26 protein-coding genes are annotated in these 23141 nt (G+C 62.7%); 11 read left to right on the top strand and 15 right to left on the bottom strand.

Features of this window, described 5'->3' with window-relative positions:
* Positions 1-23: 23 nt before the first annotated feature.
* Both BBX50_RS01520 and BBX50_RS01515 read right to left on the bottom strand, forming a co-directional pair.
* Positions 24-1226: an efflux RND transporter periplasmic adaptor subunit gene (locus BBX50_RS01520; protein WP_065773558.1), complete on the bottom strand. Its 1203-nt coding sequence runs from the start codon at positions 1224-1226 to the stop codon at positions 24-26.
* A gap of 82 nt (positions 1227-1308) precedes the next feature.
* Positions 1309-2133, bottom strand: a complete 825-nt coding sequence (locus BBX50_RS01515) for an alpha/beta hydrolase fold domain-containing protein (protein ID WP_065773557.1) — start codon at positions 2131-2133, stop codon at positions 1309-1311.
* Positions 2134-2273: 140 nt separating this feature from the next.
* On the opposite strand from BBX50_RS01515, the gene BBX50_RS01510 reads away from it, so the two are divergent.
* Positions 2274-3185 (top strand): LysR family transcriptional regulator, encoded by a 912-nt coding sequence (locus BBX50_RS01510; protein WP_065773556.1) that lies wholly within the window; start codon positions 2274-2276, stop codon positions 3183-3185.
* A gap of 3 nt (positions 3186-3188) precedes the next feature.
* On the opposite strand, the gene BBX50_RS01505 is transcribed toward BBX50_RS01510, so the two are convergent.
* On the bottom strand, positions 3189-3581 hold the full coding sequence (locus tag BBX50_RS01505) for a helix-turn-helix domain-containing protein (protein ID WP_065773555.1): 393 nt from the start codon (positions 3579-3581) through the stop codon (positions 3189-3191).
* 82 nt (positions 3582-3663) lie between these two features.
* Here BBX50_RS01505 and BBX50_RS01500 point away from each other — a divergent pair, with 82 nt between their 5' ends.
* A complete protein-coding gene (locus BBX50_RS01500) occupies positions 3664-3981 on the top strand; it encodes a multidrug efflux SMR transporter (RefSeq protein ID WP_065773554.1) in 318 nt (105 codons plus the stop codon).
* Positions 3982-4071: 90 nt separating this feature from the next.
* Here the strand turns inward: BBX50_RS01500 and BBX50_RS01495 are convergent, their stop codons facing one another.
* From BBX50_RS01495 to dapD, 3 genes are all read right to left on the bottom strand, one after another.
* Entirely contained in the window at positions 4072-6033 is a 1962-nt protein-coding gene (locus BBX50_RS01495; RefSeq protein WP_065773553.1) for a DEAD/DEAH box helicase, read from the bottom strand.
* A gap of 193 nt (positions 6034-6226) precedes the next feature.
* Complete coding sequence (locus BBX50_RS01490) at positions 6227-6610, bottom strand: DUF805 domain-containing protein (RefSeq protein ID WP_065773552.1); 384 nt, start codon at positions 6608-6610, stop codon at positions 6227-6229.
* Between the two features lie 4 nt (positions 6611-6614).
* A complete protein-coding gene (gene dapD / locus BBX50_RS01485) occupies positions 6615-7472 on the bottom strand; it encodes a 2,3,4,5-tetrahydropyridine-2,6-dicarboxylate N-succinyltransferase (RefSeq protein ID WP_065773551.1) in 858 nt (285 codons plus the stop codon).
* A 366-nt stretch (positions 7473-7838) separates the two neighbouring features.
* On the opposite strand from dapD, the gene BBX50_RS01480 reads away from it, so the two are divergent.
* On the top strand, positions 7839-8738 hold the full coding sequence (locus tag BBX50_RS01480) for an LOG family protein (RefSeq protein ID WP_065773550.1): 900 nt from the start codon (positions 7839-7841) through the stop codon (positions 8736-8738).
* 104 nt (positions 8739-8842) lie between these two features.
* Here BBX50_RS01480 and BBX50_RS01475 read toward each other — a convergent pair whose 3' ends face one another.
* Both BBX50_RS01475 and BBX50_RS01470 read right to left on the bottom strand, forming a co-directional pair.
* Positions 8843-9364 carry an EF-hand domain-containing protein gene (locus BBX50_RS01475; RefSeq protein WP_161490895.1) on the bottom strand — a complete coding sequence of 174 codons (522 nt, stop codon included), beginning with the start codon at positions 9362-9364 and terminating at the stop codon, positions 8843-8845.
* A 127-nt stretch (positions 9365-9491) separates the two neighbouring features.
* Positions 9492-10205 (bottom strand): pyrimidine 5'-nucleotidase, encoded by a 714-nt coding sequence (locus BBX50_RS01470; RefSeq protein WP_065773548.1) that lies wholly within the window; start codon positions 10203-10205, stop codon positions 9492-9494.
* A gap of 158 nt (positions 10206-10363) precedes the next feature.
* On the opposite strand from BBX50_RS01470, the gene BBX50_RS01465 reads away from it, so the two are divergent.
* From BBX50_RS01465 to BBX50_RS01450, 4 genes are all read left to right on the top strand, one after another.
* Positions 10364-11155, top strand: coding sequence for a sterol desaturase family protein (locus BBX50_RS01465; protein ID WP_065773547.1), 792 nt, complete (start codon positions 10364-10366; stop codon positions 11153-11155).
* Positions 11156-11212: 57 nt separating this feature from the next.
* The gene (locus BBX50_RS01460; protein WP_065773546.1) at positions 11213-12127 is read left to right on the top strand and encodes a DMT family transporter; all 915 of its coding nucleotides are present in this window, start codon (positions 11213-11215) and stop codon (positions 12125-12127) included.
* A gap of 78 nt (positions 12128-12205) precedes the next feature.
* Positions 12206-13285 (top strand): trifunctional transcriptional activator/DNA repair protein Ada/methylated-DNA--[protein]-cysteine S-methyltransferase, encoded by a 1080-nt coding sequence (locus BBX50_RS01455; RefSeq protein ID WP_065773545.1) that lies wholly within the window; start codon positions 12206-12208, stop codon positions 13283-13285.
* Positions 13282-14049, top strand: a complete 768-nt coding sequence (locus BBX50_RS01450; RefSeq protein WP_065773544.1) for an isocitrate lyase/phosphoenolpyruvate mutase family protein — start codon at positions 13282-13284, stop codon at positions 14047-14049. Before BBX50_RS01455 ends, BBX50_RS01450 begins: the two co-directional genes overlap by 4 nt.
* A gap of 88 nt (positions 14050-14137) precedes the next feature.
* On the opposite strand, the gene argB is transcribed toward BBX50_RS01450, so the two are convergent.
* Positions 14138-15025: an acetylglutamate kinase gene (argB, locus tag BBX50_RS01445; protein WP_034797321.1), complete on the bottom strand. Its 888-nt coding sequence runs from the start codon at positions 15023-15025 to the stop codon at positions 14138-14140.
* Positions 15026-15180: 155 nt separating this feature from the next.
* On the opposite strand from argB, the gene BBX50_RS01440 reads away from it, so the two are divergent.
* The 4 genes from BBX50_RS01440 (at position 15181) to msrB (ending at position 17899) form a co-directional block, all read left to right on the top strand.
* Positions 15181-15720 carry a sigma-70 family RNA polymerase sigma factor gene (locus BBX50_RS01440; RefSeq protein WP_065773543.1) on the top strand — a complete coding sequence of 180 codons (540 nt, stop codon included), beginning with the start codon at positions 15181-15183 and terminating at the stop codon, positions 15718-15720.
* The gene (locus BBX50_RS01435) at positions 15717-16439 is read left to right on the top strand and encodes an anti-sigma factor (protein WP_065773542.1); all 723 of its coding nucleotides are present in this window, start codon (positions 15717-15719) and stop codon (positions 16437-16439) included. Before BBX50_RS01440 ends, BBX50_RS01435 begins: the two co-directional genes overlap by 4 nt.
* A 169-nt stretch (positions 16440-16608) precedes the next feature.
* Positions 16609-17166 carry a fasciclin domain-containing protein gene (locus BBX50_RS01430; RefSeq protein WP_065773541.1) on the top strand — a complete coding sequence of 186 codons (558 nt, stop codon included), beginning with the start codon at positions 16609-16611 and terminating at the stop codon, positions 17164-17166.
* A 238-nt stretch (positions 17167-17404) separates the two neighbouring features.
* A complete protein-coding gene (msrB, locus tag BBX50_RS01425) occupies positions 17405-17899 on the top strand; it encodes a peptide-methionine (R)-S-oxide reductase MsrB (protein WP_065773540.1) in 495 nt (164 codons plus the stop codon).
* An 18-nt stretch (positions 17900-17917) separates the two neighbouring features.
* On the opposite strand, the gene BBX50_RS01420 is transcribed toward msrB, so the two are convergent.
* The 6 genes from BBX50_RS01420 to rpmH all read right to left on the bottom strand — a co-directional run bounded on the left by BBX50_RS01420 (position 17918) and on the right by rpmH (position 22754).
* The gene (locus BBX50_RS01420; protein ID WP_065773539.1) at positions 17918-18457 is read right to left on the bottom strand and encodes a DUF1269 domain-containing protein; all 540 of its coding nucleotides are present in this window, start codon (positions 18455-18457) and stop codon (positions 17918-17920) included.
* A 162-nt stretch (positions 18458-18619) separates the two neighbouring features.
* On the bottom strand, positions 18620-19273 hold the full coding sequence (gene yihA / locus BBX50_RS01415) for a ribosome biogenesis GTP-binding protein YihA/YsxC (RefSeq protein ID WP_065773538.1): 654 nt from the start codon (positions 19271-19273) through the stop codon (positions 18620-18622).
* A gap of 56 nt (positions 19274-19329) precedes the next feature.
* Positions 19330-20262 (bottom strand): DMT family transporter, encoded by a 933-nt coding sequence (locus tag BBX50_RS01410; RefSeq protein ID WP_065773537.1) that lies wholly within the window; start codon positions 20260-20262, stop codon positions 19330-19332.
* Positions 20263-20413: 151 nt separating this feature from the next.
* Positions 20414-22201: a membrane protein insertase YidC gene (gene yidC / locus BBX50_RS01405; RefSeq protein ID WP_083213865.1), complete on the bottom strand. Its 1788-nt coding sequence runs from the start codon at positions 22199-22201 to the stop codon at positions 20414-20416.
* Entirely contained in the window at positions 22201-22599 is a 399-nt protein-coding gene (gene rnpA / locus BBX50_RS01400) for a ribonuclease P protein component (protein ID WP_065773535.1), read from the bottom strand. Before rnpA ends, yidC begins: the two co-directional genes overlap by 1 nt.
* Before the next feature lie 20 nt (positions 22600-22619).
* A complete protein-coding gene (rpmH, locus tag BBX50_RS29135) occupies positions 22620-22754 on the bottom strand; it encodes a 50S ribosomal protein L34 (RefSeq protein ID WP_077962533.1) in 135 nt (44 codons plus the stop codon).
* Positions 22755-23141 lie beyond the last annotated feature (387 nt).

Genomic DNA, 23141 nt, shown 5'->3' with positions numbered 1-23141 from the left:
CCGGTGAAGCGCAGCCCGGATCATTACTTGGCGATCGAGGCGGTCGTTTCCTCGACCTGCTGCGGCGCCACGACGACGCCGGGGCGAACCCGTTGCAGGCCGTTGACGACGATGTTTTCGCCGGACGTCAGGCCACTTTCGACAATGCGCAGACCGTCGGAATTCGGCCCCAGCTTCACCTGGCGATACTCGACCTTGTTGTCGGTGCCGACCACGAAGACGAACTTCTTGTCCTGGTCGGAGCCGATCGCGCGGTCGCTGATAACAAGCTTTTCCTCAGGATCCGGCTCGCCGATGCGGATGCGGACGAACTGTCCCGGGATCAGCGTGCCGTCGGCGTTTTCCAGTGCGGCGCGCACCCGGATCGTGCCGGTTGCCGCATCCACCTCGTTGTTGATGAGCTGGATATGGCCCGATATCGGCGTGCCCTCGTCGGCGGCTGTGCCGACCTGGACCGGAATACGCTCGATGGCGCTGCCGCCGGCCGAGGCCGCGAGCCGCGCAAGCGCGGTGGTAACCACCTCTTCGCTGGCATTGAAACTCGCATAGATCGGATCGACCGAAACGAGCGTGGTCAGCACCGGCGAGGCGGAGCCGGCCGCGACCAGGTTGCCGGCGGTGATATCGAGCCGGCCGACGCGGCCGGAGATCGGCGCGCGCACCTCGGTGTATTGCAGGTCGAGTTCGGCCGTGCGCAGCGCCGCCTTGGCCGAGCGCACTTCCGCCTGGGCCTCGTCGTAGGCGCTGGCGCGCTGGTCGACGCTGCTCTGCGGCACGGCGCTGGTGGTCACCAGCTTGCGGCCGCGCTCAAGCTCGATCTTGGCAAGCGCCACGCGCGCCTCGGCGGCTTCGACCTGGGCCTTCGCCCGCTCGACGGCGGCGGCATAGGGTTCCGGATCGATCGTCACCAGAAGATCCCCCTGCTTGACCAGCGCGCCTTCGCGGAAATGCGCTTTCAGAATGGCGCCGCCGACCCGTGGGCGAACTTCGACGCGCTCGATCGCTTCGAGCCGCCCGGAAAATTCTTCCCAGGTGGTGATGCGCTTGGATTGCGCCCGCGCCACCGAGACCGGAACGGCCGGCGGTGCGGCCGCCGCCGCGTCGGTTGCGGCATCCGCTTCGAAATGCTGCGGCAAGCCGAACATGACGGCGGTGCCGCCGGCGACAGACAAAAGAATACTCAGGCCGGCGCCCCAAAGGGCCCGGCGGGTCACTGTCGATGTCATTTCTCTCTCCTTGCCGGTTGGGAGCCGGCGCTTTGCTTTCGATGTCAGAGCAAGGGACGGTTTTCGGGAACCGTAGCCTCGTCTAACGCACCGTCATTTCCGCCGGCTTCGCCCCCGCCTTCTGGAAGAAGCGGGTGAAGATGCCGGTAATCTCTTCCTGCTGTGTCGCCCAGCTTTCCTTGGCGACAATATTTTGCGGCAACCATCCGGCGCGTCCGGGCAGGACGTGCGATTCGACCGTCACGCCCGCCTGACGCAGCCGCTCGGCATAGGCTTCGGTCTCGTCACGCATCGGACATTCTTCGCTGGTCAGGATCAGCGAAGGCACAAGGCCGGCAAGCCGCGTGCAATGGGCGGGTGCGGCATAAGGATGGGTGAAGCCTCCGCCCTCGCCGAGATAGCGATGCCAGCCATCGGCGATCGATTGCACCGAGGACTGGGGACAGTATTGCCGGAACGACGCCGTCGCCAGGCACGGATCCAGCATCGGCGACAAAAGGATCTGGCCCTTGAGGTCGGTCAGATACTGATCCCGCGCCATCAGCGCCGCACCGGCGGCAATATTGCCGCCCGCCTCTTCGCCGGCGACGAACAGCGACGATTTCTTATGCGCGAACTGCGGGCAGCGCGAGCGCATCGACGACAGCATGGCGTAGGCAACGTCGAGTGCTGCGGGAAACGGATTGAGGCATGCTGCCGAATACTCCGGAGAGATGACCACCGCTCCGGCCGCCGCCAGCGCCTCGGCGACGCGCTCACCGGCGGCGATCGTTCCGCCGATGAAGGAGCCGCCATGCAGGTGCAGCACGACCGGCGGCGGATTGAGCAGCGTCTCGCCACGGTAGACGCGTGCCGTGCACGAGCCTTGGCCCGTCTGCATCGTCTCCACCTTGAACAGTTCGCCCATCTCTCTTGCCTTAGGCCCGAGCTCAACCCACATGTGGCGACAACACGCCACGATAGGAGAATAACATTGTCTTCTGTCTGGAATAGTCTTTTCAATCTGACTACACTATTCGTATTCTCGAACAATTATGGCTCTTGAAAATGGACCAGCTCACGGCCATGCGCGCGTTCCTCCGCGTCGTCGAAACCGGAAATTTCACCCGTGCCTCCGCCTCGCTGAACATGCCCAAGGCGACGCTGACCAACCTTATCCAGGGCTTGGAAGCGCATTTGCGCACGAAGCTCCTCAACCGGACCACGCGCCGCGTGCTGGTGACACCCGATGGCGCGCTCTATTATGAACGGGCCGCGCGCCTGCTTTCGGACCTCGACGAACTGGACGGCAGCCTCTCCACGGCCCAGAGCCTGCCGAAGGGGCGATTGCGCGTCGAAACGGTGAGCGCCTTCGCCAACCTCATCATCATCCCGGCGCTTCCCGAGTTTCACGAAAAGTACCCCGATATCCAGATCGACCTCGGTGTGTCCGATCGCACCGTCGACTACCTTGCGGAAAATGTCGACTGCGCCATCCGCGCCGGCGCGCTCGCCGACCAGTCGCTGATTGCCCGCCGCATTACCGAGATGAGTTTCGTCTCCTGCGCCTCGTCGGAGTTTCTCAAGCGCCAGCCCGCGCCACAGCACCCCTCCGATCTCGGGAAGACCTGCGCCGTCGTCGGCTATTTCCTGCCGAAGAATGGCCAGCAGATGTCCTTCCAGTTCCGTCGCGGTAACGAGGAGATTGAGGTCAATGCCCGCTACAGCGTCGCGGCCAATGAATCGACGACCTATCTCGCCGCCGCGCGCGCCGGATTGGGTGTCATCCAGGTACCGACCTTCATGGTGCGTGACGACCTGCGCAACGGCACGATGATCCCGGTGCTGTCGGATTGGCAGATCGATCCGGAGCCGATCTATCTCGTCTATCCGCCGAACCGGCACCTGAGCAGCCGGCTGCGCGTCTTTGCGGACTGGGTGGTAAAGGTGGTGGCCCAATCGCAGCTCGACGCCGCGTGAGCCCTATTTCCTGCGCTCGGTGTCGTAACGTTCCCGCGCGGCGTCGAGCGCGCCGAAATGCGTTTCCGCCCAGCGATCGAGCACCAGCAGGGTTTCGCTGAGCGAACGGCCGACCGGGCTCAGGCTGTATTCCACATGCGGCGGCACGGTCCTCATGTCCTCACGAATGACGAGACCGTTGCGCTCCAGTTCCTTCAGCGTCTGCGTCAGCATCTTCTGCGAAATATCGCCGAGCCGGCGCATCAGTGCGGCGTTGCGCATCGGCCCGTTTTCGAGCGCCGAGATGATCAGCATCGGCCATTTGCCGGCGATCAGTTCCAGCGCGTGGCGTGACGAACAGGTGGGATCGAACACGTCGGGGATGGAGGCCGCGGGCGAGCTTTCCGGATTTTTCATAGTTACCAAAAGGTGCGTAATTGTTATCTGGTGCCTATCCTACCAGATTGATCGGCATGTGAGAATTCCTGGGGAGACGAACATGGCATGGATCATTCTGATAGCGGCGAGCCTCGTCGAGATCGTCATGGGGCTGGCGCTGAAATATGCTGAGGGCTGGACGAAACTGGTGCCGAGCGTCATCGGCATCGCCGCAGCACTCGGCAGCGTCTATCTCCTGACGATCGCGATGCGCGATCTGCCGGCGGGCACCGCTTACGCCGCCTGGACCGGCATCGGCTCGGTCGGCATTACCGTGCTCGGCATCGTGCTCTTCGGCGACCCGGTCTCCTGGATGCGTGTCACCTGCATTGCGATGATCATCGTCGCCGTCGCCGGCCTTCGCTTCCTGGAAGCTTGAAACGATATCGCTTCCAGTCTCGCCCAAGAAAAAAGCGCCGCGATCGGATCGCGGCGCTTTTTGACTGACTATGACTCTGCCTGTGTCGGCTTAGCCCTGGCGGTTCTTGGCGTTGCCCTTGGGTTTGGTCTTGGGCTTGAAGCCGCCGTCCTTGCCGGCGTCCGGCTTGCCCTTCTTCTTGTTCCAGGGCTTGTCGGCACCCTTGGCCGGCGGCCGGTCTTCAGTGTAGGCCGGCCCTTCGGAATAGGCGGGCTTCTTGTCGAACTTGCGCTTCGGCTTGAAGTCGCCGCGATCATCGCTCCGCACGGCATCGTCGGAATAGGAGCGCTTCTTGGCAAAGCCAGGCTTGTCCTTGGAGAAGTTTGGTTTGTCCTTGGAATAAACAGGCTTTTCCTGACGCTGCTGCGAAAGGTCAGGCGCGCCAGCGAGCGGCTTCACCCGGATGCCCTTCTCCAGCATCTTGTCCTTGCCGATCGCCGAGAGGAAGCGTTCGGCACCCTCGGCGGTCATCTCGATGAAGGTTTCTTCCTGCTGCATGCGGATGGCGCCGATGTCGCGCTTCGTCAGCTTGCCGTGGCGGCAAAGCATCGGGATCAGCCAGCGCGGTTCGGCGCTCTGCTTACGGCCGACCGAAAGCGAGAACCAGCTGCCGTCGCTGAAATCGGCGCGCTCGACGCCGAAGTCTTCGCGCGGCGCGCTACGCTCGTCGCGGCGCGGCTTGCCGCGGCTGTCGCCGACGGCAACCTCGATCAGGTCTTCCGGCGCCGACCGTCCCGAGCGGAACTGGCGCACGAAGGCAGCGGCCATCTGCTCGGCGCCGTGGCGCTCGATGAGCGCCGCCACGATCGCCTGTTCGTCTTCGCGGATCGGTTCGGCGAAGCTGGTGTCGGCAAGCAGGCGCTCATCGTCACGCTGGCTTACGTCGTCGGCCGACGGCGGCCGCGCCCAGTTGGCGGTGATCCGCCCGCCGTCGAGCAGGCGTTCGGCCTTGCGGCGCTGGTTGACCGGCACGATCAGCGCGCTGACGCCCTTCTGGCCGGCGCGTCCGGTGCGGCCGCTGCGGTGAAGCAGCGTCTCGGAGTTGGTTGGGAGATCCGCGTGAATGACCAGTTCCAGGCCCGGCAGATCGATGCCGCGGGCCGCGACGTCCGTCGCGATGCAGACCCGGGCGCGGCCGTCGCGCATGGCCTGCAGGGCATGGGTGCGTTCGTTCTGGCTGAGTTCGCCCGACAGCGCCACCACCGAGAAGCCGCGGTTGTTGAAGCGGGCGGTCAGGTGATTGACGGCCGCACGCGTCGAACAGAAGACGATCGCGTTCTTCGCTTCATAATAGCGCAGCACGTTGATGATCGCGTTCTCGCGGTCGTTTGGCGCCACGGTCAGCGCGCGGTATTCGATGTCGACATGCTGCTTCTGTTCGGACGCGGTGCTGATGCGCACGGCGTCGCGCTGGTAGTTCTTGGCGAGCGTCGCGATCGATTTCGGCACGGTGGCCGAAAACATCAGCGTGCGGCGGTCGTCGGGGGATTCTTCAAGAATGAACTCGAGGTCCTCGCGGAAGCCAAGATCAAGCATCTCGTCGGCCTCGTCGAGCACGATGGCGCGGAGCGAAGAAATGTCGAGCGAATTGCGGCGGATATGGTCGCAAAGGCGGCCGGGCGTGCCGACCACGATATGGGCGCCGCGCTCCAGCGCCCGTTTCTCGGTGCGCATGTCCATGCCGCCGACACAGGAAGCGATCGTCGCGCCGGTCTCACCATAGAGCCATTCGAGTTCGCGCTTGACCTGCAGCGCCAGTTCGCGTGTCGGGGCGATGGCGAGCGCCAGCGGCGCGCCGGCAGCGCTGAAGCGACGCTCGTCGCCGAGCAAGGTCGGCGCCAGCGCCAGGCCGAAGGCGACGGTCTTGCCGGAACCGGTCTGTGCCGAGACCAGCGCGTCCTTGCCGGCAAGTTCCGGGTCGCGCATCGCCTTTTGAACCGGCGTCAATTCGTTGTAACCGCGTTTTGCCAACGCCTCGGCGATCGCCGGTGCGATCCCTTCGAACTCAGTCATATCTTGTCTTTCGGATTTCGGTCGTCGTGCCCAGGACGATCGTCACTGGAGCCAATTGCCGCGGCCAACACGTCGCGGGCCTGTTCATGGCGCGCTTCATACGCGTTTGGGCGGTCAATGTACAGGCCCGAGCGCCTGGAGCAGGATGAGGAAAAGTGTGCGCGGTCATCCGCCCGTGTCCTGTCTGGCCGATCTAGGGGCCCGGTTCGTCGCCATGGGCGCCGAATTCGTTGGGTCCGGGCGTACCGGGCCAGAGACAAAGGGCGATGAAGACGATCGGGCTTAAGACCGGAATGAACAGGCAGAGCGACAGCGGACCCGGGTAGCCGATATCGTGCAGGCGCTTGATTGCCAGCATGGCGATCGAGGGAAGCGAAATGAGGCTCGAAACGACGAAGGCCAGAGTCCAGAGCACCAGCGCTGTCTCGTTCTCCTCGTTGGCGACCATTCTGGCGACCATGAAGCCGCCGATCAGGCACCAGAACAGCCAGGAGAGGAAGAAGGGCAGACGGCCGATGCGACCGGAGGGGCTGAAGAACAGCCAGGTCATGCTCGGCTGCGGCCCCTCCGGCGTCATCGGATCAGTCTCGAAGCAATTCGTTGATGCCGGTCTTGGAGCGGGTCTTCTCATCGACGCGCTTGACGATGACGGCGCAATAGAGGTTCGGCGCCGGCTGGCCGTTGGCCATGGTAGAGCCCGAAGGCATCGAGCCGGCGACGACGACGGAGTAGGGCGGCACTTCGCCGTAGGTGACTTCGCCGGTGGCGCGGTCGACGATTTTGGTCGACTTGCCGATGAAGACGCCCATGCCGAGGACCGAGCCCTCACGCACGATGCAGCCCTCGACGACTTCCGAGCGGGCGCCGATGAAGCAATTGTCTTCGATGATCGTTGGGCCGGCCTGCATGGGCTCCAGAACGCCACCGATGCCGACGCCGCCCGAAAGATGCACGTGCTTGCCGATCTGGGCGCAGGAGCCGACGGTGGCCCAGGTGTCGACCATCGTGCCTTCACCGACATGGGCGCCGAGGTTGACGAAGGAGGGCATCAGGATCGCATTGGGGGCGATGTAGGCCGAGCGGCGCACGACGCAGTTCGGAACGGCGCGGAAGCCCGCCTTTTCGAACTCGTTGACGCTCCAGCCGTCGAACTTCGACGGTACCTTGTCCCACCAGACCGACTGGCCCGGGCCGCCCTTGACGATTTCCATCGGGTTGAGGCGGAAGGACAAGAGCACGGCCTTCTTCAGCCACTGATTGACCGTCCACACGCCGTCTTTGCCGCGCTGTGCGACGCGGACCTTGCCGCTGTCGAGCAGGTTGAGAGCCGCTTCCACGGCATCGCGCACCGCACCGCGTGTGCCGGTGTTGACGGAATCGCGGTCTTCAAAGGCGGCTTCGATCGTCTGCGACAGGGAGGCGAGGTCGTGGTTCGTCATCGGAATTCCTTAAAGTTCGGCGGTTATCCTGCGAAAGCTCTACTGCATAAATCCCAAAATCGGAATCGATTTAAGGACAAAATTATGCAGCAGATCTAGCTGCTGCTGTGATCTTGACACGTCCTTGGATGCGACGCTGCAGAACATGATCCTGAAAAGTTGAAGGGCTTTTCAGGTCCCTTGGGTGGCCGGGGCTTGGCAAACTGAGGCGACTCCGGCACTACAGCGCCGCGTACCCTTTCGGGACGCGCAAAGGCCGCCGCAGCGCCGTGATGCGCTGGCGACCTTCATGACCGAGGATTGAGGATAGGACGCGTCTGGACGAGATGCCGATTGTCCGGAACGCGACGGGAAAGACGACACACGATGGCACGCATGAAGAAGCGCGCTCTGCGCCGCAAGGACGGGGTCTGGGATCCACTGGCCGACAGCTCGCAGAGCCGGCAGCGGGCTATGACGGTTCCGGTCACGCCGCAATCGGCCTCGCCCTCCTATCGCCTCGCCTACATCGACGACGATTTTCTCTGCCGCGAGGAACTGCGCCCGGTCCGGCTGCAACTCGAACTGCTGAAGACCGAGATGATCCTGGAAGAGCGCGGCATCAACTCGACCGTGGTGATGTTCGGCGGCGCTCGCATTCCCGAGCCCGGCGGCGACGCATGGGCGGCGAAAAATGAGACACAGCGCAAGAACCTCGAAGCCGCATCGGTCTACTATGATGAGGCGCGCAAGTTCGCGCGGATCTGCTCCGAGCATTCGGCCAAGCTGCATCACAAGGAATATGTCGTCGTCACCGGCGGCGGTCCGGGTGTGATGGAAGCGGGCAACCGCGGCGCCGACGATGTCGGTGCGCCGTCGATCGGCCTCAACATCGTGCTGCCGCACGAGCAGGCGCCGAACCGCTTCGTAACGCCGGAGCTGTCGTTCAACTTCCATTACTTCGCCATCCGCAAGATGCACTTCCTGCTGCGGGCCAAGGCCGTCACCGTCTTCCCCGGCGGCTTCGGCACGCTGGACGAACTCTTCGAAACGATGACGTTGATGCAGACCGGGCGCCTGGCTTTGGTTCCGCTCATTCTGTTTGGCGAAAAGTTCTGGCGCTCGATCATCAACTTCGAGGCGCTTGCCGATTTCGGCACGATTGCGCCGAACGATGTCGATCTCTTCCATTTCGTCGAAACGGCGGACGAGGCCTGGGACATCATTGCCCGCTTCTACGAGACCGTCGACCCGAAGTCGGTGCCGATGGCGAACGGCCGCCGCTAGGCGCGCGCCTTGAAAACACACATAGCCCCTTGCGCGGGTTGCAAGGGGCTATGGGTCAGGCAGGAGCCACTCCACCGGGCGGTGGAACGAGGGGGATGCTCCCGTCAGATTTTCTTGGTGAAGTCGGCCGCGTCGATGACGCCGTCACCATTCTTGTCGCGGCGCTTGAACATGGCTTCCGCGGCGCTCGACACTTCGCTCGTGCTCAAGGAGCCGTTGCCGTCGGTGTCGACGCTCTTGAAGGCCTTCGGCCGTAGACCCGGCAGCATCGCGGGGCGAACCTCCTTCATCTTGGCAAGGGCCGCTTCGCGCTCGGCGCCGGTCTTGTCCTTGGCCTGGCGCCAGGCCTGGCGCGCCTCGCGGAAGGCTTCGCGCTTCGCCTTCATCTCTTCGGTGCTGATCTGGCCGTCGCCATTGGCGTCGAAGGTCTTGAAGTTGTCGGAGATCCGCGCCTGGAACTCGGTGAGCGAAACCTTCTGGTCCTTGTTGGTGTCGAGCCGCTGGATCATGCGTTCACCCCGCTGCTCAGGCGTCATCTTTTCGCGCGCGGCAAAGGAGGGGCCGGCCATTCCGGTGACGGCGACGGAGAGCGCGGTCACGCCGAGGATCAGGATCTTGTTCGGCATCATGCTTCCTTTCGATCGGGTTGTCTCTGATCGAAAGGATAGACGGTGAAACGCGCTGCACCAGTTAAACTTTGGTAATTTAAGTCATTGGCCGGAAAGAGGTTTTTTGCCGGCCAAATTGTGTCCGTCAGAGATCGGAGATGACGTGGCGCAGGAAGCCGGTGAGGTCTTCCGTCACATAATCGATCTGCTCGTCGGTATCGTTCGACTTCTCCCAGGACTCGGCAAATGTGTATTCGAGGTTCTGCGGCACCAGCAGCACCGTCTTCATGCCCAGCGCCTTCGGCACCAGGAGATTGCGCGGCAGGTCCTCGAACATGACCGCGTTGCGGGTATCGACCCGGTGCAGGCTCATGAACTTGTCATAGGTCTCGCCGGCCGGCTTGGGCACGAAATCAGCTGCGACGATGTCGAAGATGTCGTTGAAATGGTCGAGGATACCGAGCGCCCTGGCCGTCATTTCGGCATGCGCCACGCTGCCATTGGTGAAGATGAACTTGCGACCAGGCAGGGACCTGATCGCTTCGCCGAGCGCCGGGTCCGCAGGAACGATCGAATAGTCGATCGCATGCGCCTGCTCGAGGAAGTCGTTCGGATCGACGCCATGATGGATCATCAGGCCTTTGAGCGTCGTGCCGTGGTCGCGGTAATAGTCTTTCTGCAGCTTCTTGGCGTCGGCCGGCTCAAGCGACAGGAGCTTCGCCACATAAGCCGTCATGTTGCGGTCGATCTGCGCAAACAGGTTGACGTGGTGCGGATAGAGCGTGTTGTCGAGGTCGAAGACCCAGTCGGTGACGTGGGCGAATTCGGAACGGGTCGGCAGGCGGTCGAGCTTTTTCATGACCGCCTTATGACACGGCGACGGATGGCGGCAAACGAGAAAATACTGACGCGCCGCGCCGGGGCGCAATGCTGGCGCATAGAATCCCACTTTGAATTGCCGATAGCGCGTGGCATCTTCCCGCTCGCGCGGTGTTTGGCTCGGGGATGCGGATGCCAATGTCGGACGAAGTGTTCTATCTGCTGTTTCTGTTCGGATTCTACTCGTTCACCGTCGTGACCTATTTCGCGTTCGGCTACGGCATCACATGGCTCAACGAGCGCAATCCCGAGCGAAAAATCCAGAAAGGACGCGGCTCCGACAAGCGGCGCAAGGCCGAGATCCGCCAGAGCCTCAAATCGATGTTCAGCGCCTGCCTGCCGCTGACGATCGGCCTCTACGCGCAACAGAAGGGCTGGGCGCCAGCGCCCTGGGATTTCAGCTGGTGGTGGGCGGTGCCGCTCTTCGTGCTCAGCATGATCCTTTACGATGCCTGGTTCTATTTCATGCACCGGCTGCTGCACACCAGGTGGCTCTATCCGCTGCACGCGCTGCATCACAGAAGCGTTGCGCCGACGATTTGGAGTACCTATTCGGAGGATGTCTTCGACAACTTCCTCTTGCAGAGCTTTTCGGCCGTCGTTGTTTTCGTCGTGCCGTTTCCGCCGGCGATCCTTATCGGGCATCGGCTGTTCGAACATTTCAACGGCATGATCGGACACTGCGGCTTCGAGTATTTCGCAACCTCGACTGCGCGTCACCCGTCCCCTCTGTTGTGCACGACGTTCCACGACCAGCACCATTCGGGATTCAAGTACAATTACGCCAACTACTTCTCCTTCTGGGATCGCGTTTTGGGCACACTCGCGCCGAACTACGATCAGAAGGTGAAGACGTTCGAGGACGAGGCGCCGCGGATCACCATCAGTCAATCCGTTGAACTGACGGAGGTTCCGGAAAAGGCGGACTGAATCGCTTGCTAGCACGGGGCCTTGGCAATGTTACGAGCTGCGTGCTAGCTCGCAGCCATGGAAACCTGGGTTCTTATCACTGTCGCCGCGGCCTTCCTTCAGAATGTCCGCTCCGCAATGCAGAAACACCTGAAAGGCGTCATGGGCACGACGGGCGCGACCTTCGTGCGCTTCGGCTTCGGCCTGCCGTTCGCCTTTCTCTATCTGTTTCTGCTCTGGCAGGTGGCGGGTCGCCCGCTTCCGGTTCCAAACGGCACCTTCTTCCTCTGGGCTGTCATCGGCGGGCTCGCCCAGATCGCCGCGACCTTCCTGCTCGTCCATCTCTTTTCCTTCCGCAACTTCGCGGTCGGAACCGCCTATTCGCGCACCGAGCCGGCGCAGGCCGCACTCTTCGGGCTGATCTTTCTGGGCGAGAAGGCAAGCCAGGGAACGCTCGTGGCGATCGCCATCTCCGTCGTCGGCGTAATGCTGATCTCGGTTGCGCGCACGACCCTGAGCGCACGCACGCTGGTGACGTCGGTGTTCAGCCGCACGGCTGGAATAGGTCTGCTCTCGGGCACTTTCTTCGGCCTGTCGGCCGTTTCTTACCGCTCGGCCTCGCTGGCGCTGGCGCCGAGCCTGCCGGCACCCGATTACATCATGCAGGCGAGCTACACTCTCGGCTTCGTCATCCTGCTGCAGACCGTGGTCATGCTCATCTGGATCGTGCTGCGCGAGCGTGACGAGCTGCCGCGCATTGCTGCCGCCTGGAAGCCGGCCTTTGTCGTCGGTTTCGTCGGCGCATCCGCCTCTTTCGGCTGGTTCATGGCGATGACGTTGCAGCAGGCGGCGGTCGTCAAGGTCGTGGCGCAGGTGGAAATGCTCTTCACCTTCGCCTCGTCCTTTTTCATCTTCCGCGAGTGGATCAACCGGCTGGAACTGCTCGGCTGCCTGCTGATCGTGCTCGGCGTTGTGATGCTCGTACTAATCTGAAAACTCGTGCTCATCTGAAAAAAAATAGATGCCCGAAAACCGGCGCCGATCGGTCGCTGCGCATGGTAGAACCGCGGCATGCTATTCGACCTTCCCTCCGATGAGACGCTCTACGACGCATTGATTGCGCGAAGCACCGAATACGAAGGTTCTGCCTTCGTTTGCGTCAAGACGACAGGCGTCTTCTGCCGCCTGTCCTGCCCCGCCCGCAAGCCGAAGCGGGAGAACACGATCTTTGTCGATTCGATTGGTACGTGCCTGGAAACGGGCTTCCGGCCGTGCCAGCGCTGCCGGCCGCTGGCCACGTTCGGTGCCAAGGATCCGATGGTCGAAGAGCTTTTGCAGGCTTGGGAAGCAGCGCCGGAGCGTCGATGGAGCGAGGGCGATATCGTCGGTCGCGGGCTCGATCCTTCGACAGTCCGGCGCGCCTTCAAACGCAGTCTCGGCATCACATTCCTTGATCTGGCGCGGCATCGTCGTCTGGGTCTGGCCGCTCGCCAGCTTGCCGACGGCGGACGGGTGATCGACGCGCAACTCGAAGCCGGCTACGAATCTCCGAGCGGCTTTCGGTCTGCCTTCCAGCGGCTGCTGGGCGACGCGCCGGCGGCGGCCCAGGGGCGGGCATTGCTTTCTTCCGATTGGATCGAGACGCCGCTCGGGCCGATGGTCGCGGTTGCCGATGCGACACACCTCCATCTGCTGGAATTCCATGAACGCAAGGCGCTGCCGGCGGAACTGGAGGCGCTGAAGCGAACGACGCGCTCGGCCATCGTGCCCGGCAGAACGGCGCCGATCGATCAGATCGAAGGGGAGCTGAAAGCCTATTTCGCCGGCGAGACGGGCGGATTCCAAACGCCGCTCGCGCCCGGAGGCACTCCTTTTGAACGCAACGTCTGGGCGAAGCTTGTGAAAATTCCCGTCGGAGGAACGCGTTCCTATGGTGACATTGCCCGCGAGGTCGCTACGATCCAGTCCGCACGTGCCGTGGCCAAGGCCAACGGTTCCAACCGGATTGCCATTGTCATTCCCTGCCACCGCTGCCTTGGCGCGGACGGTTCGCTCACGGGTTACGGCGGTGGGCTCTGGCGGAAACAGTGGCTGCTTCGGCACGAGGCCAAGATGAAACCTGTCAGCCTGTTCGCGGAGGAAATGCAATGAACCAGAAGGAAAAGGCGCTCGCCTTTGCGGCCCTGCATCAGAAGGGCAATCCGGTGGTGCTCTACAACATCTGGGACGCCGGCAGCGCCAAGGCGGTGGCGGAGGCTGGCGCCAAGGCGCTTGCGACCGGAAGCTGGTCGGTGGCGGCTGCTCATGGTTTCGGCGATGGCGAGAAGGTGCCGATGGCCTGGCTTGCCGATATCGCCCGGCTGATCGTTGCCTCGACGGAGCTGCCGGTCACCGTCGATTTCGAAGGAGCCTATTCCGACGATCCGGCGACCGGTGCTGCGAACGTTTCCCGCATTCTCGATGTCGGCGCCATCGGCATCAATTTCGAGGACCAGGTGGTCGGCAAGGGCGGCGTCCATGCCATCGAAAAACAGGCGGCGCGCATCCGCGCCATTCGCGAAATGGCCGACCGTCGCGGCATCCCGCTGTTCATCAACGCCCGCACCGACCTGTTCCTGCAGGAGGGTGACGAGACGCGGCATGCCGGCCTCCTCGACGAGGCGATCGCCCGCGGCAGGGCCTATGCCGAAGCGGGCGCCAACGGCTTCTTCGTGCCGTGGCTGGTGGACGAGGAACTGATCGCCAAGGTTTGTGCTGCCTCCAGCCTGCCGGTCAATATCATGATGCGGCCGGCCGCGCCCGACCTGAAGGCGCTCGCCCGCGCCGGTGTCGCCCGTGTCAGCCATGGTCCGGGCCCTTACCGGGTGATGATGGAAAAGCTGAAGGCAGCGGCGGTGGAGATCTATCAGGCCTGATCTCGCTTCGCCCCTCATAAGAAAAGCGGGAGAAGGCCGATGCCGTCTCCCGCTTCTTTGTTGCTGCGACACAGGTCGTTGAGGCTGATCAGGGCACAATCAGCGTGCCGGCGCCGCGCTCGGTGAAGATTTCGAGCAGCACCGAGTGGGCGGTCTTGCCGTTGAGGATGACGACGCCCTGGACGCCGGCCTTGATCGCATCGATGCAGGTCTCGACCTTCGGGATCATGCCGCCGGAAATCGTGCCGTCGGCGATCAGTGCGCGGGCCTGGGAAACCGAAAGTTCCTTGATCAGGTTGCCCTGCTTGTCGAGCACGCCCGGAACGTCGGTGAGGAACAGGAGGCGCGTGGCGTTCAGCGCACCGGCGATGGCGCCGGCGAAGGTGTCGGCGTTGATGTTGTAGGTGTGGCCGTCGCGGCCCGGCGCCACCGGTGCGATGACCGGGATCATTTCCGAGCGGGCGAGCAGGTCGATCAGCGTGCGGTCGACTTCGACCACCTCGCCGACGAAGCCGAGATCGAGCACGCGCTCGATGTTGCTATCCGGATCCTTGACGGTCTTGCGCGCCTTTTCGGCAAAGACCATGTTGCCGTCCTTGCCGCAAAGGCCGATCGCCCATTCGCCCGTCTGGTTGATGAGCGCGACGATCTCCTTGTTGATCGAGCCGGCAAGCACCATCTCGACGATCTCGACGGTCTTCTCGTCAGTGACGCGCAGGCCGCCCTCGAATTTCGATTCGATGCCCATCTTCGTCAGCATCGCGCCGATCTGCGGGCCGCCGCCGTGGACGACGATCGGGTTGACGCCCGACTGCTTCAGGAGCGCGATGTCGCTGGCAAAGGCGCGGCCGAGCTCGCTGTTGCCCATGGCGTGGCCGCCATATTTGACGACGATCGTCTTGTTCTCGTAGCGCTGCATGTAGGGCAGGGCCTGGGTGAGCAGGCGTGCCTGAATTTCACTTTCATTGGCGGACATGGCGGACCCTCGAAAAATACCGGCTGCTGTTTAGCGCAAGTTCCGGACCGATGGAATGATCGGCGAACAAGATAAAGCCGGAATGACGACATGGCTGGCCCATTGTGATCTGCGCCCTATCTCTAAGGTGGACGAGGTTTTGGGGCGCGCGCCGAATGATCGACGAGGATTTAGCCGGGCTGCTTGGCCGCGTTTCGCTCGGCGATCGCGATGCCTTTGCCGAGCTCTACCGGCAGACGAGCCCGAAACTTTTCGGCATCTGCCTGCGTATTCTCGGGAATCGGGGCGAAGCGGAAGAAGCGCTGCAGGAAATCTACGTCAAGATTTGGCAGCGCGCCGGCCGTTACTCCCAAGGACAAGCGGCGGCAACCTCTTGGCTGGCAGCAATTGCGCGCAATCAGGCGATCGATCTCATCAGGGCGCGCAAACCGGCCGCCAACGTGATTGACGAAGCCTACGATTTGGCTGATCCTGCTGCCGATCCGGAAAATTCGGCAGTCGTAAGAGCTGAGGGCAGGCGGATCGACGCCTGCATGGAGGAGCTTGAGAAGGACCGCGCGGAAGCGGTGCGGAGTGCTTACGTCGAAGGGCTGAGTTATCAGGAGCTGGCGGATATCTTCGCCGTGCCGCTGAACACGATGCGGACTTGGTTGAGGCGTAGCCTCCTGAAGTTACGAGAGTGTATGGAGCGATGACAGCACCAACCCCAGAGGGCAGAGACTTTCGCCGCGACGAGGTCATCGCCGGCGAATATGTGCTCGGCGTGTTGTCTGCCGACGACCGCCGGAAGGTCGAGGCCCGTCTCGCCTCGGATCGCAATTTCGCGGCCATGGTCGACCGCTGGCAGAGCAACCTGTCTTCTTTCGACGAGGCCTATGATTTGGTGGTGCCGCCACCCAGAGCCTTCTCGGCGATCGAACGGCGGCTGTTCGAAACGTCGCAGCCCGAGCCGATACAGCCGCGCCGCGGGCTCTGGAATTCGCTGGCGGTCTGGCGGGGTCTGGCCCTGGCGTCGCTTGCAGCGCTTGTGGTGATGGGCGCTTCGATGGCGGGCCTGTTCAAGGAGCCGTCGGCGGGCACACCGCTCATCGCAGAATTGACGGGAAAAGGCAGCGCCGTCGATCTCGTCGCCCGCTACGACCGCGCATCGGGGCGCCTGAAGGTGACGCCGGTTGCAGCACGGCAGGCGGAACAGAAATCGCTCGAACTCTGGTTGATCAATGGCAGCAATCCGGCGATATCGCTCGGCGTGCTGCCGCAGTCCGGCGAGGGCGAGATTGCCGTTCCGTCGGCCTTCCAGGCGAGAATTTCGGCGGGCTCGGTTCTCGCCGTCAGCGTCGAACCGCTGGGCGGATCGCCGACGGGATCGGCAACCGGACCGATCATCGCGCTTGGGAAGGCGCGAAGCCTCTAACTCACGTCGTAACCAAAAAATATCTTTATTTATCAATCTGATAGGTTTTTGGAAAATTCCTGAAACTCTTTCTCTAGCGCTTCCGTTGCTTGTCATGTTCCCGCGGTGGGAACGGCAGCTTCGGCGGGGCGGCTCATCCGTCGCCTCCCTCAAAGGAAGGAAGAGAAAGATGTTTACGTCTGTTATCCGCTCTCTCGCGACAGCGTCCGTTCTTGCGGCAAGCGCATTTGTCGCCCATGCCGAAAATCCGATGGTCGGTGGCGCGCCGATGTATGCGGAGAAAAACATCGTCGAAAACGCCGTGAATTCCAAGGACCACACGACGCTGGTCGCCGCCGTCAAGGCAGCCGGACTGGTAGAAACCCTGGAGGGCAAAGGCCCGTTCACGGTCTTTGCGCCGACCAATGCGGCCTTCGATGGGCTGCCTGCCGGCACGGTCGAAACGCTGCTGAAGCCGGAAAACAAGGACAAACTCACCAAGGTTCTGACCTGCCACGTCGTTGCCGCCGATGCGATGGCGTCGGCGATCGCAGGCATGATCAAGGACGATGGCGGTGCGCATGACGTGAAGACAGTCGGCGGCTGCGTCCTCAAGGCTAAGGAAGACGGTGGCAAGCTGACGCTGACCGATGAGACCGGCGGCACCGCGACCGTGACGATCGCCGACGTCAAGCAGTCGAACGGCGTCATTCATGTGATCGACAAGGTGTTGCTGCCGAAGGGTTGATGCGGTTCGCAGTCGGGTCGCAAGCGAAATGCTGCGCACGCGACCGGTTGCACGTGAGCACCGCAGCCCTGCGACCTGCTGCCGGGATGCCAGTCCATCATCTCGGCGTCTTGCCACCGGCCGTCTGGCCGGTGGTTTTTTCGCTCCAGGCTCACGGCGCTTTGATCGCCATTGTTTTGCGGTCTTCACCACCAGCCACTATGCTTTGACGTGATCTGGGGCCGAATGGGAGGGTTGCATGATCACCCGGCGCGTCTTCCTGATGGCGGGCGCTGCGTTCACCGCAGCAATAGCCTTCCGCGGCTTTACGCCTCTTGCGCGGGCAAAAGGCACGGAGACGTTCGAAGTCGTCAAGACAGATGACGAGTGGCGGGCGATCCTGACGGACGACCAGTATCGTATCCTGCGGCACGAAGATACGGAGCGTCCCTTTACCAGCGCCCTCAACCACGAAAAGCGCAAGGGTACCTTCCAGTGCGCGGGCTGCGCGCTCCCCCTCTATTCCTCCGAGGCGAAGTATGACAGCGGCACGGGCTGGCCGAGTTTCTGGCAGTCGCTCTCGGGTGCGGTCGCGACGCGGGAGGACACTTCGCTGCTCATGACCCGCACCGAATGCCATTGCCGCCGATGCGGCGGTCACCTCGGTCATATCTTTGACGACGGACCGCCGCCGACCGGCAAGCGCCACTGCATCAATGGCCTGGCGCTGACCTTCGTGCCGGCGGTCGGCTAGGGCTGCCTCAGCAAGCGGTTAGAACGAGCCGGCGGTCGGCGAAGCTGCATTGGCACCGGAGAGCGCCGCCTGCAGCTTCTGCTCCTGCTCGGGCGAGAGCGACGTCTTCAGCACGCGACCGCGGACGTTGGGGAACTCCGCCAGTACCTTTTCCGGCTGCACCTTGCGCACCAAAATGAACAGCGCCGAGGAGTTGTTGGGAATGGTATTGCCGAGCGATTTGATGAATTCGTCATCGATGCCGTAGTCCGTAAGCGACCCGGAAAGAGCGCCGGCCCCGGCGCCAAGAGCGCCGCCGATCGCGAAGCCCGCGAGCGGATTGAGGAAGAGCAGGCCCACAAGCCCGCCCCAGATGGAGCCGGAGAGCAGGCCCGACGTTGCGCCGACTGCCGTCAGATTGAGGCTCTGCTTGAGATGAACCTTGCCTTCGGCGTCACGGACGACGACGACGGCGTCTTCGAGATCGATCAGGTATTCTTTCTTCAGGCCGGCGAGCTTGACGAGGACCTTGTCGGCTTCATCGGGCGTGTCGAACCCGACAACGATCAAATCGGACATGTTTCTCTCCTGTCTTAGAGCGCACCGTGGTTGCAGGCGCAACGCAGAGATAGAGCAGTTTGCATGTCGGGGTAGTGACAGAGATCAAAGACTTTCGGGAGGCCGGCCCCCCTGGCGCAGTTGTGAGGAGAGAACTCGTCGCCCACGCCTCCCGGATTGGCCTTACCGTTCGATCGCCACGCCGATCGCTGCTCGCAAGTCTTCAAGACCCTCGCCCTTTTCCGATGAGGTCGAGAGAACCTCAGGGAAGGCGGCTGGGCGCTTCTTGACCTTGTCGAGCGTTTCGGCGACCAGTCTCGGCACGCCGGCCGCCTTGATCTTGTCGGTCTTGGTCAGAATGATCTGGTAGGAGACGGCGGCCTTGTCGAGCAGGTTCAGCACGTCCTCGTCATTCTTTTTGATGCCGTGACGGGCGTCGATCAGTACGTAGACGCGCTTCAGCGTCGAGCGGCCGCGCAGATAGTCGAAGACGAGCTTCGTCCAGGCGTCAACCTGGTCCTTTGGCGCCTGGGCATAGCCGTAACCGGGCATGTCGACGAGCGCCATCGGCGGCAGGTCGTCGGCTTCGCCGCTAAAGCCATCAGGCACGAAGTAGTTGAGCTCCTGCGTGCGGCCGGGCGTGTTTGAGGTTCTCGCCAGCCCCTTGTGACCGACCAGCGCATTGATCAGCGACGACTTGCCGACATTCGAGCGGCCCGCGAAGGCGATTTCCGCCGGGCCTTCCGGCGGCAGGAACTTCATGGCGGGAACGCCGCGAATGAAAATCCACGGCCGGCCGAACAGCGGCTTGTCGTCTTTGGGTCTGGTTTCGGCCATCGGTGGTTCGTTCCTTCAACGAGAAAGCCATGGCTTCCCGGTTTTGGCCGCGGATGTCAAGGCGTCGGCGTGCGCAACGGTCGCGTGGGAATGCCTTGCTGGCGCCGGAACTCGTTGAAGAGATAGGCAAGCAGCGCCAGGAAGATGAAGGTGCCGCCGATGATTGTCCGGCCGCTGGGCACTTCGCCATGGATGATGGCGACCCAGACAGGACCGAGCACGGTCTCGGCGGTTCCAAGCAGAGCCGCAAGTGCGGACGGCACCAGCCGCGCGCCGGTGACGAAAAGCGCCATGCCTAGCCCGAGGTTGAAGGCGCCGAAAACGAAGAGCAGGGCGAGTTCGCCTCCGGTCACCGAAAGCCCGGACGACTGGCTTGCGGCAATGGCGCTGGCGGCAAAGCAACCGAAGCAGGTTGCCGGCGTCATGCGTACATGCGGGTAGCGGCGGGTAATCACGGTGGCGAGCGCGAAGACGACTGGGATCAGCAGCGCCAGCGCGTCGCCGACCGGCGAGACGGTGCCCGTCAGGCTCTCCGACACCATGATCCCGACGCCGACGATCACGGCGGTGATTGCCCCCCAGGTGAAGCGCGAGACGCGCTCGCGGAACAGAACCCAGCTCAACAGCGCTGCAAACAACGGCACGCCGGCACCGAGCAGCACGACATTGGCGATCGTCGTATAGGATATGGCGATGATGAAGGACGTCGAGGCGATGGTGAAGCAGAGCCCGACGGCGATGCCCGGCCAGCCCATGCCCTTGAAGAGTGCGAGCGTACCGCGCGGCCCGTCGCGCACCAGCATGAAGGCAAGCAGGAACAGGCCGGCAAACAGGCAGCGCCAGAAGACGATTGTCCAGCTGTCGGGAATATCCAGAAACCGCGCAATCGCGCCGCCAAAGCTCCAGAAGAAGGCGGAGCCGAAGACGAGCAGAGCACCGAGCTTTTCGCTGGCGGCGACCGGGGTGGACGGGGCGGTTTGGTGCGTCATGATGCGGCTCGCCGAAGGAATGGTGCAGTGTAACGGATTGGCGCCTGCCAGCGCTCGCATCCGCGCCGCGGTCTGTCGCACGTCGGCCGTGCAAAGAAAAGGCCCCGGACCTTGCGATCCGGGGCCTTGGAAGGTGGTGTGGCTGCCGGCGTCATTCGGCCGGTTTGGGCTTCTTCGAAAACAGGCTCTTCAGATTGTCGAAGAGCTCGATCTTCACGCCCTGTCGCTTCATGATGATCGACTGCTGCAGGACCGAAAGCGTGTTGTTCCAGGCCCAGTAGATGACGAGGCCGGCCGGGAACGATGCCAGCATGAAGGTGAAGACCACGGGCATCCAGGTGAACAGCATCGCCTGGGTCGGGTCCGGAGGCGTCGGGTTCATGCGCATCTGCACGAACATGGTGATGCCCATGACGATCGGCCAGACGCCGAGATGCAGGAAGACCGGCACGTCGTAGGGCAGCAGGCCGAAGAGGTTGAAGACCGTCGTCGGATCGGGGGCGGACAGGTCGCGGATCCAGCCGAAGAACGGCGCATGGCGCATTTCGATGGTGATGTAGATCACCTTGTAGAGCGCGAAGAACACCGGGATCTGGATCAGGATCGGCCAGCAGCCGGCCAGCGGATTGATCTTCTCGTCCTTGTAGAGCTGCATCATCGCCTGCTGCAGGCCCATACGGTCGTCGCCGAACTTCTTCTTCAGTTCCTCCATCTTCGGCTGAACCTTCTTCATGTTCGCCATCGACGCATATTGCTTGTTGGCGAGCGGGAAGAAGATGAGCTTGACGACGATCGTGGTGATCAGGATCGCGATGCCGAAGTTGCCGAACAGACGGAAGAAGTAATCCATCATTTTGAACATCGGCTTGGTGATGAAGTAAAACCAGCCCCAGTCGATCAGCTTGTCGAAATTGGGGATCGAATAGGCCACTTCGTAATTGTCGACGACAGGAACTTCCTTGGCGCCAGCGAAGATGAGGTTCTTGATCTCAGACGATTGGCCGGGCGCTATAGTGACCGCGTCGCTCTTATAGTCGCTCTGGTAGCGCGCGCGGCCATCGGTGAAGTGCGAGAAACGGGTGTCGAACGGCGTCGCCTGCGGCGGGACGATCGCTGCCGCCCAGTACTTGTCGGTTATGCCGAGCCAGCCGCCGGTTGCCTTGCCCGGTTCGACCGACTTGTCGTCCTCGATCTTCGAATAGCCGTACTCCTGCAGCCCGTTTTCGCCGGTAACCCCGATGAAGCCTTCGTGCAGCACATAGACGCTCGGCGTCGTCGGCTTGTTGAAGCGGGTCACGCGGCCATAGGACGAAAGCGTCAGAGGTTCGGCGGCACCGTTCTTGATGCTGTCGACGACCTGGAACATGTAGTGGTCGTCGACCGAGATCGTACGGGTGAAGGTGACGCCCTTCTCGTTGGTGAAGGTGAGCGTTACCGGGGTCGCGGCGGTCAGCTTGTCGCCGCCCGAAAGCGTCCACACGGTTTGCGGGCCGGGTACCGTGCCGGTCGCATCGCTGCCGACATAGCCGAGTTCGGCGAAGTAGCCGTCGGTCGTCTCCGCGGGGCTGAAGAGGGTGATGACCGGGCTCTTCGGGTCGACCGTCTCGCGGTACTCCTTGAGCTTCAGGTCGTCGAAGCGTGCACCGGTCAGGTTGATGGAGCCGGAAAGCGCCGGCGTGTCGATCGCCACACGCGCCGATTTGGCAACCGCCTGGTCGCGATTTTCACCCGCGCCCGGAATTGCGCCGCCACCGGGCAGTGCCTGGCCCGGCGTTTGCTGCGCCGGCGTAGCCGACTGCGACTGCGCCTGCTGGGCCTGCAGCGCTTCCGCAGCGATGCGTTCCTTTTCAATCTTCGGATTGACGTAAAGGAACTGCCAGGCGATGAGGATCAGCACGGACAGGCCAATCGCCACGAAATAGTTGCGGTTTTTTTCCATCATTGTTTCCTGGAACCGGCCGGCGGCCGCTTCTGTTTCGGCTTGTTTTCGATGCGCTCGCGAAGGCCCCGGGTCAAGGCGTCGAAGGGGGCATTCAGGAGATCGCGTCGCGCGACAATCACATAGTCGTGTCCGGGTTTCATTGCAAACCCGGCGGAAAGCCGCACCGCCTCTTTCAGGCGTCGGCGCATCCGGTTTCGCTCGACGGCATTGCCGTGTTTTTTGGTAACGGTGAAGCCGACGCGGGCCTCGCCCTCCGGATCGTTGCGGTCGAGCACTTCGAGGAGAAACAACGGGCCTCTGCGACCTTCTCCTGCCCGAACGGCCAAAAACTGCGGACGGCTTTTCAGCCGCCCGACAGTCTTTTTGTCTTTATCTGACGTCATGTGCCCGGACACTGGTTTCGGGCAGTTTCGGCTTAAGCCGAAAGACGCTTGCGGCCACGAGCCCGGCGGGCTGCGAGGACCTTCTGGCCACCCTTGGTAGCCATACGCGAACGGAAGCCGTGACGACGCTTGCGAACAAGCTTGGACGGTTGGTAGGTACGCTTCATTTATTTAATACCGCGGTGTGCGGCCCTTCTTGGGTTTGCGTGTAGCAAGGAGCGTTTACGTTACCGGACACGGCTCCGCCTTGCGGGCAGGAGGGCTTGACCGGACGTGCGCGGCTTATAAGGGGAAATTTCCCGCAAAGTCAATTGCGGTCGGCGATTCAACATGCGCGAACCGCAAATTCGGCTGCGGTCGTCATGGACGCGGTGTCGCGGGCGCAAAGGCGGATCCGCTAGCGGAGATTGGTAAACAGAGACCTAACCCGGCCTCCCCAGAATGCCGGTCCGCCGCGATGACCTTTATTAACCACGCCTATTTTAGGGTCCTGGCGGTGCAATGGGGTCGTGACATGTCCGATAATCGGACGGGTCTTCGGCCTTGTGGAGGTC

It is taken from the genome of Ensifer sp. LC11, from assembly GCF_001695835.1.
Classification (GTDB): domain Bacteria; phylum Pseudomonadota; class Alphaproteobacteria; order Rhizobiales; family Rhizobiaceae; genus Ensifer.
Note: the sequence above shows the minus strand (reverse complement) of the source record. Positions and strands in the feature narration are given on the sequence as shown.

Coding starts and splice junctions, on each gene's coding strand:
- BBX50_RS01520 (WP_065773558.1), bottom strand. CDS start 1,226: ATGACATCGACAGTGACCCGCCGGGCCCTTTGGGGCGCCGGCCTGAGT.
- BBX50_RS01515 (WP_065773557.1), bottom strand. CDS start 2,133: ATGGGCGAACTGTTCAAGGTGGAGACGATGCAGACGGGCCAAGGCTCG.
- BBX50_RS01510 (WP_065773556.1), top strand. CDS start 2,274: ATGGACCAGCTCACGGCCATGCGCGCGTTCCTCCGCGTCGTCGAAACC.
- BBX50_RS01505 (WP_065773555.1), bottom strand. CDS start 3,581: ATGAAAAATCCGGAAAGCTCGCCCGCGGCCTCCATCCCCGACGTGTTC.
- BBX50_RS01500 (WP_065773554.1), top strand. CDS start 3,664: ATGGCATGGATCATTCTGATAGCGGCGAGCCTCGTCGAGATCGTCATG.
- BBX50_RS01495 (WP_065773553.1), bottom strand. CDS start 6,033: ATGACTGAGTTCGAAGGGATCGCACCGGCGATCGCCGAGGCGTTGGCA.
- BBX50_RS01490 (WP_065773552.1), bottom strand. CDS start 6,610: ATGACGCCGGAGGGGCCGCAGCCGAGCATGACCTGGCTGTTCTTCAGC.
- dapD (WP_065773551.1), bottom strand. CDS start 7,472: ATGACGAACCACGACCTCGCCTCCCTGTCGCAGACGATCGAAGCCGCC.
- BBX50_RS01480 (WP_065773550.1), top strand. CDS start 7,839: ATGGCACGCATGAAGAAGCGCGCTCTGCGCCGCAAGGACGGGGTCTGG.
- BBX50_RS01475 (WP_161490895.1), bottom strand. CDS start 9,364: ATGCCGAACAAGATCCTGATCCTCGGCGTGACCGCGCTCTCCGTCGCC.
- BBX50_RS01470 (WP_065773548.1), bottom strand. CDS start 10,205: ATGAAAAAGCTCGACCGCCTGCCGACCCGTTCCGAATTCGCCCACGTC.
- BBX50_RS01465 (WP_065773547.1), top strand. CDS start 10,364: ATGTCGGACGAAGTGTTCTATCTGCTGTTTCTGTTCGGATTCTACTCG.
- BBX50_RS01460 (WP_065773546.1), top strand. CDS start 11,213: ATGGAAACCTGGGTTCTTATCACTGTCGCCGCGGCCTTCCTTCAGAAT.
- BBX50_RS01455 (WP_065773545.1), top strand. CDS start 12,206: ATGCTATTCGACCTTCCCTCCGATGAGACGCTCTACGACGCATTGATT.
- BBX50_RS01450 (WP_065773544.1), top strand. CDS start 13,282: ATGAACCAGAAGGAAAAGGCGCTCGCCTTTGCGGCCCTGCATCAGAAG.
- argB (WP_034797321.1), bottom strand. CDS start 15,025: ATGTCCGCCAATGAAAGTGAAATTCAGGCACGCCTGCTCACCCAGGCC.
- BBX50_RS01440 (WP_065773543.1), top strand. CDS start 15,181: ATGATCGACGAGGATTTAGCCGGGCTGCTTGGCCGCGTTTCGCTCGGC.
- BBX50_RS01435 (WP_065773542.1), top strand. CDS start 15,717: ATGACAGCACCAACCCCAGAGGGCAGAGACTTTCGCCGCGACGAGGTC.
- BBX50_RS01430 (WP_065773541.1), top strand. CDS start 16,609: ATGTTTACGTCTGTTATCCGCTCTCTCGCGACAGCGTCCGTTCTTGCG.
- msrB (WP_065773540.1), top strand. CDS start 17,405: ATGATCACCCGGCGCGTCTTCCTGATGGCGGGCGCTGCGTTCACCGCA.
- BBX50_RS01420 (WP_065773539.1), bottom strand. CDS start 18,457: ATGTCCGATTTGATCGTTGTCGGGTTCGACACGCCCGATGAAGCCGAC.
- yihA (WP_065773538.1), bottom strand. CDS start 19,273: ATGGCCGAAACCAGACCCAAAGACGACAAGCCGCTGTTCGGCCGGCCG.
- BBX50_RS01410 (WP_065773537.1), bottom strand. CDS start 20,262: ATGACGCACCAAACCGCCCCGTCCACCCCGGTCGCCGCCAGCGAAAAG.
- yidC (WP_083213865.1), bottom strand. CDS start 22,201: ATGGAAAAAAACCGCAACTATTTCGTGGCGATTGGCCTGTCCGTGCTG.
- rpmH (WP_077962533.1), bottom strand. CDS start 22,754: ATGAAGCGTACCTACCAACCGTCCAAGCTTGTTCGCAAGCGTCGTCAC.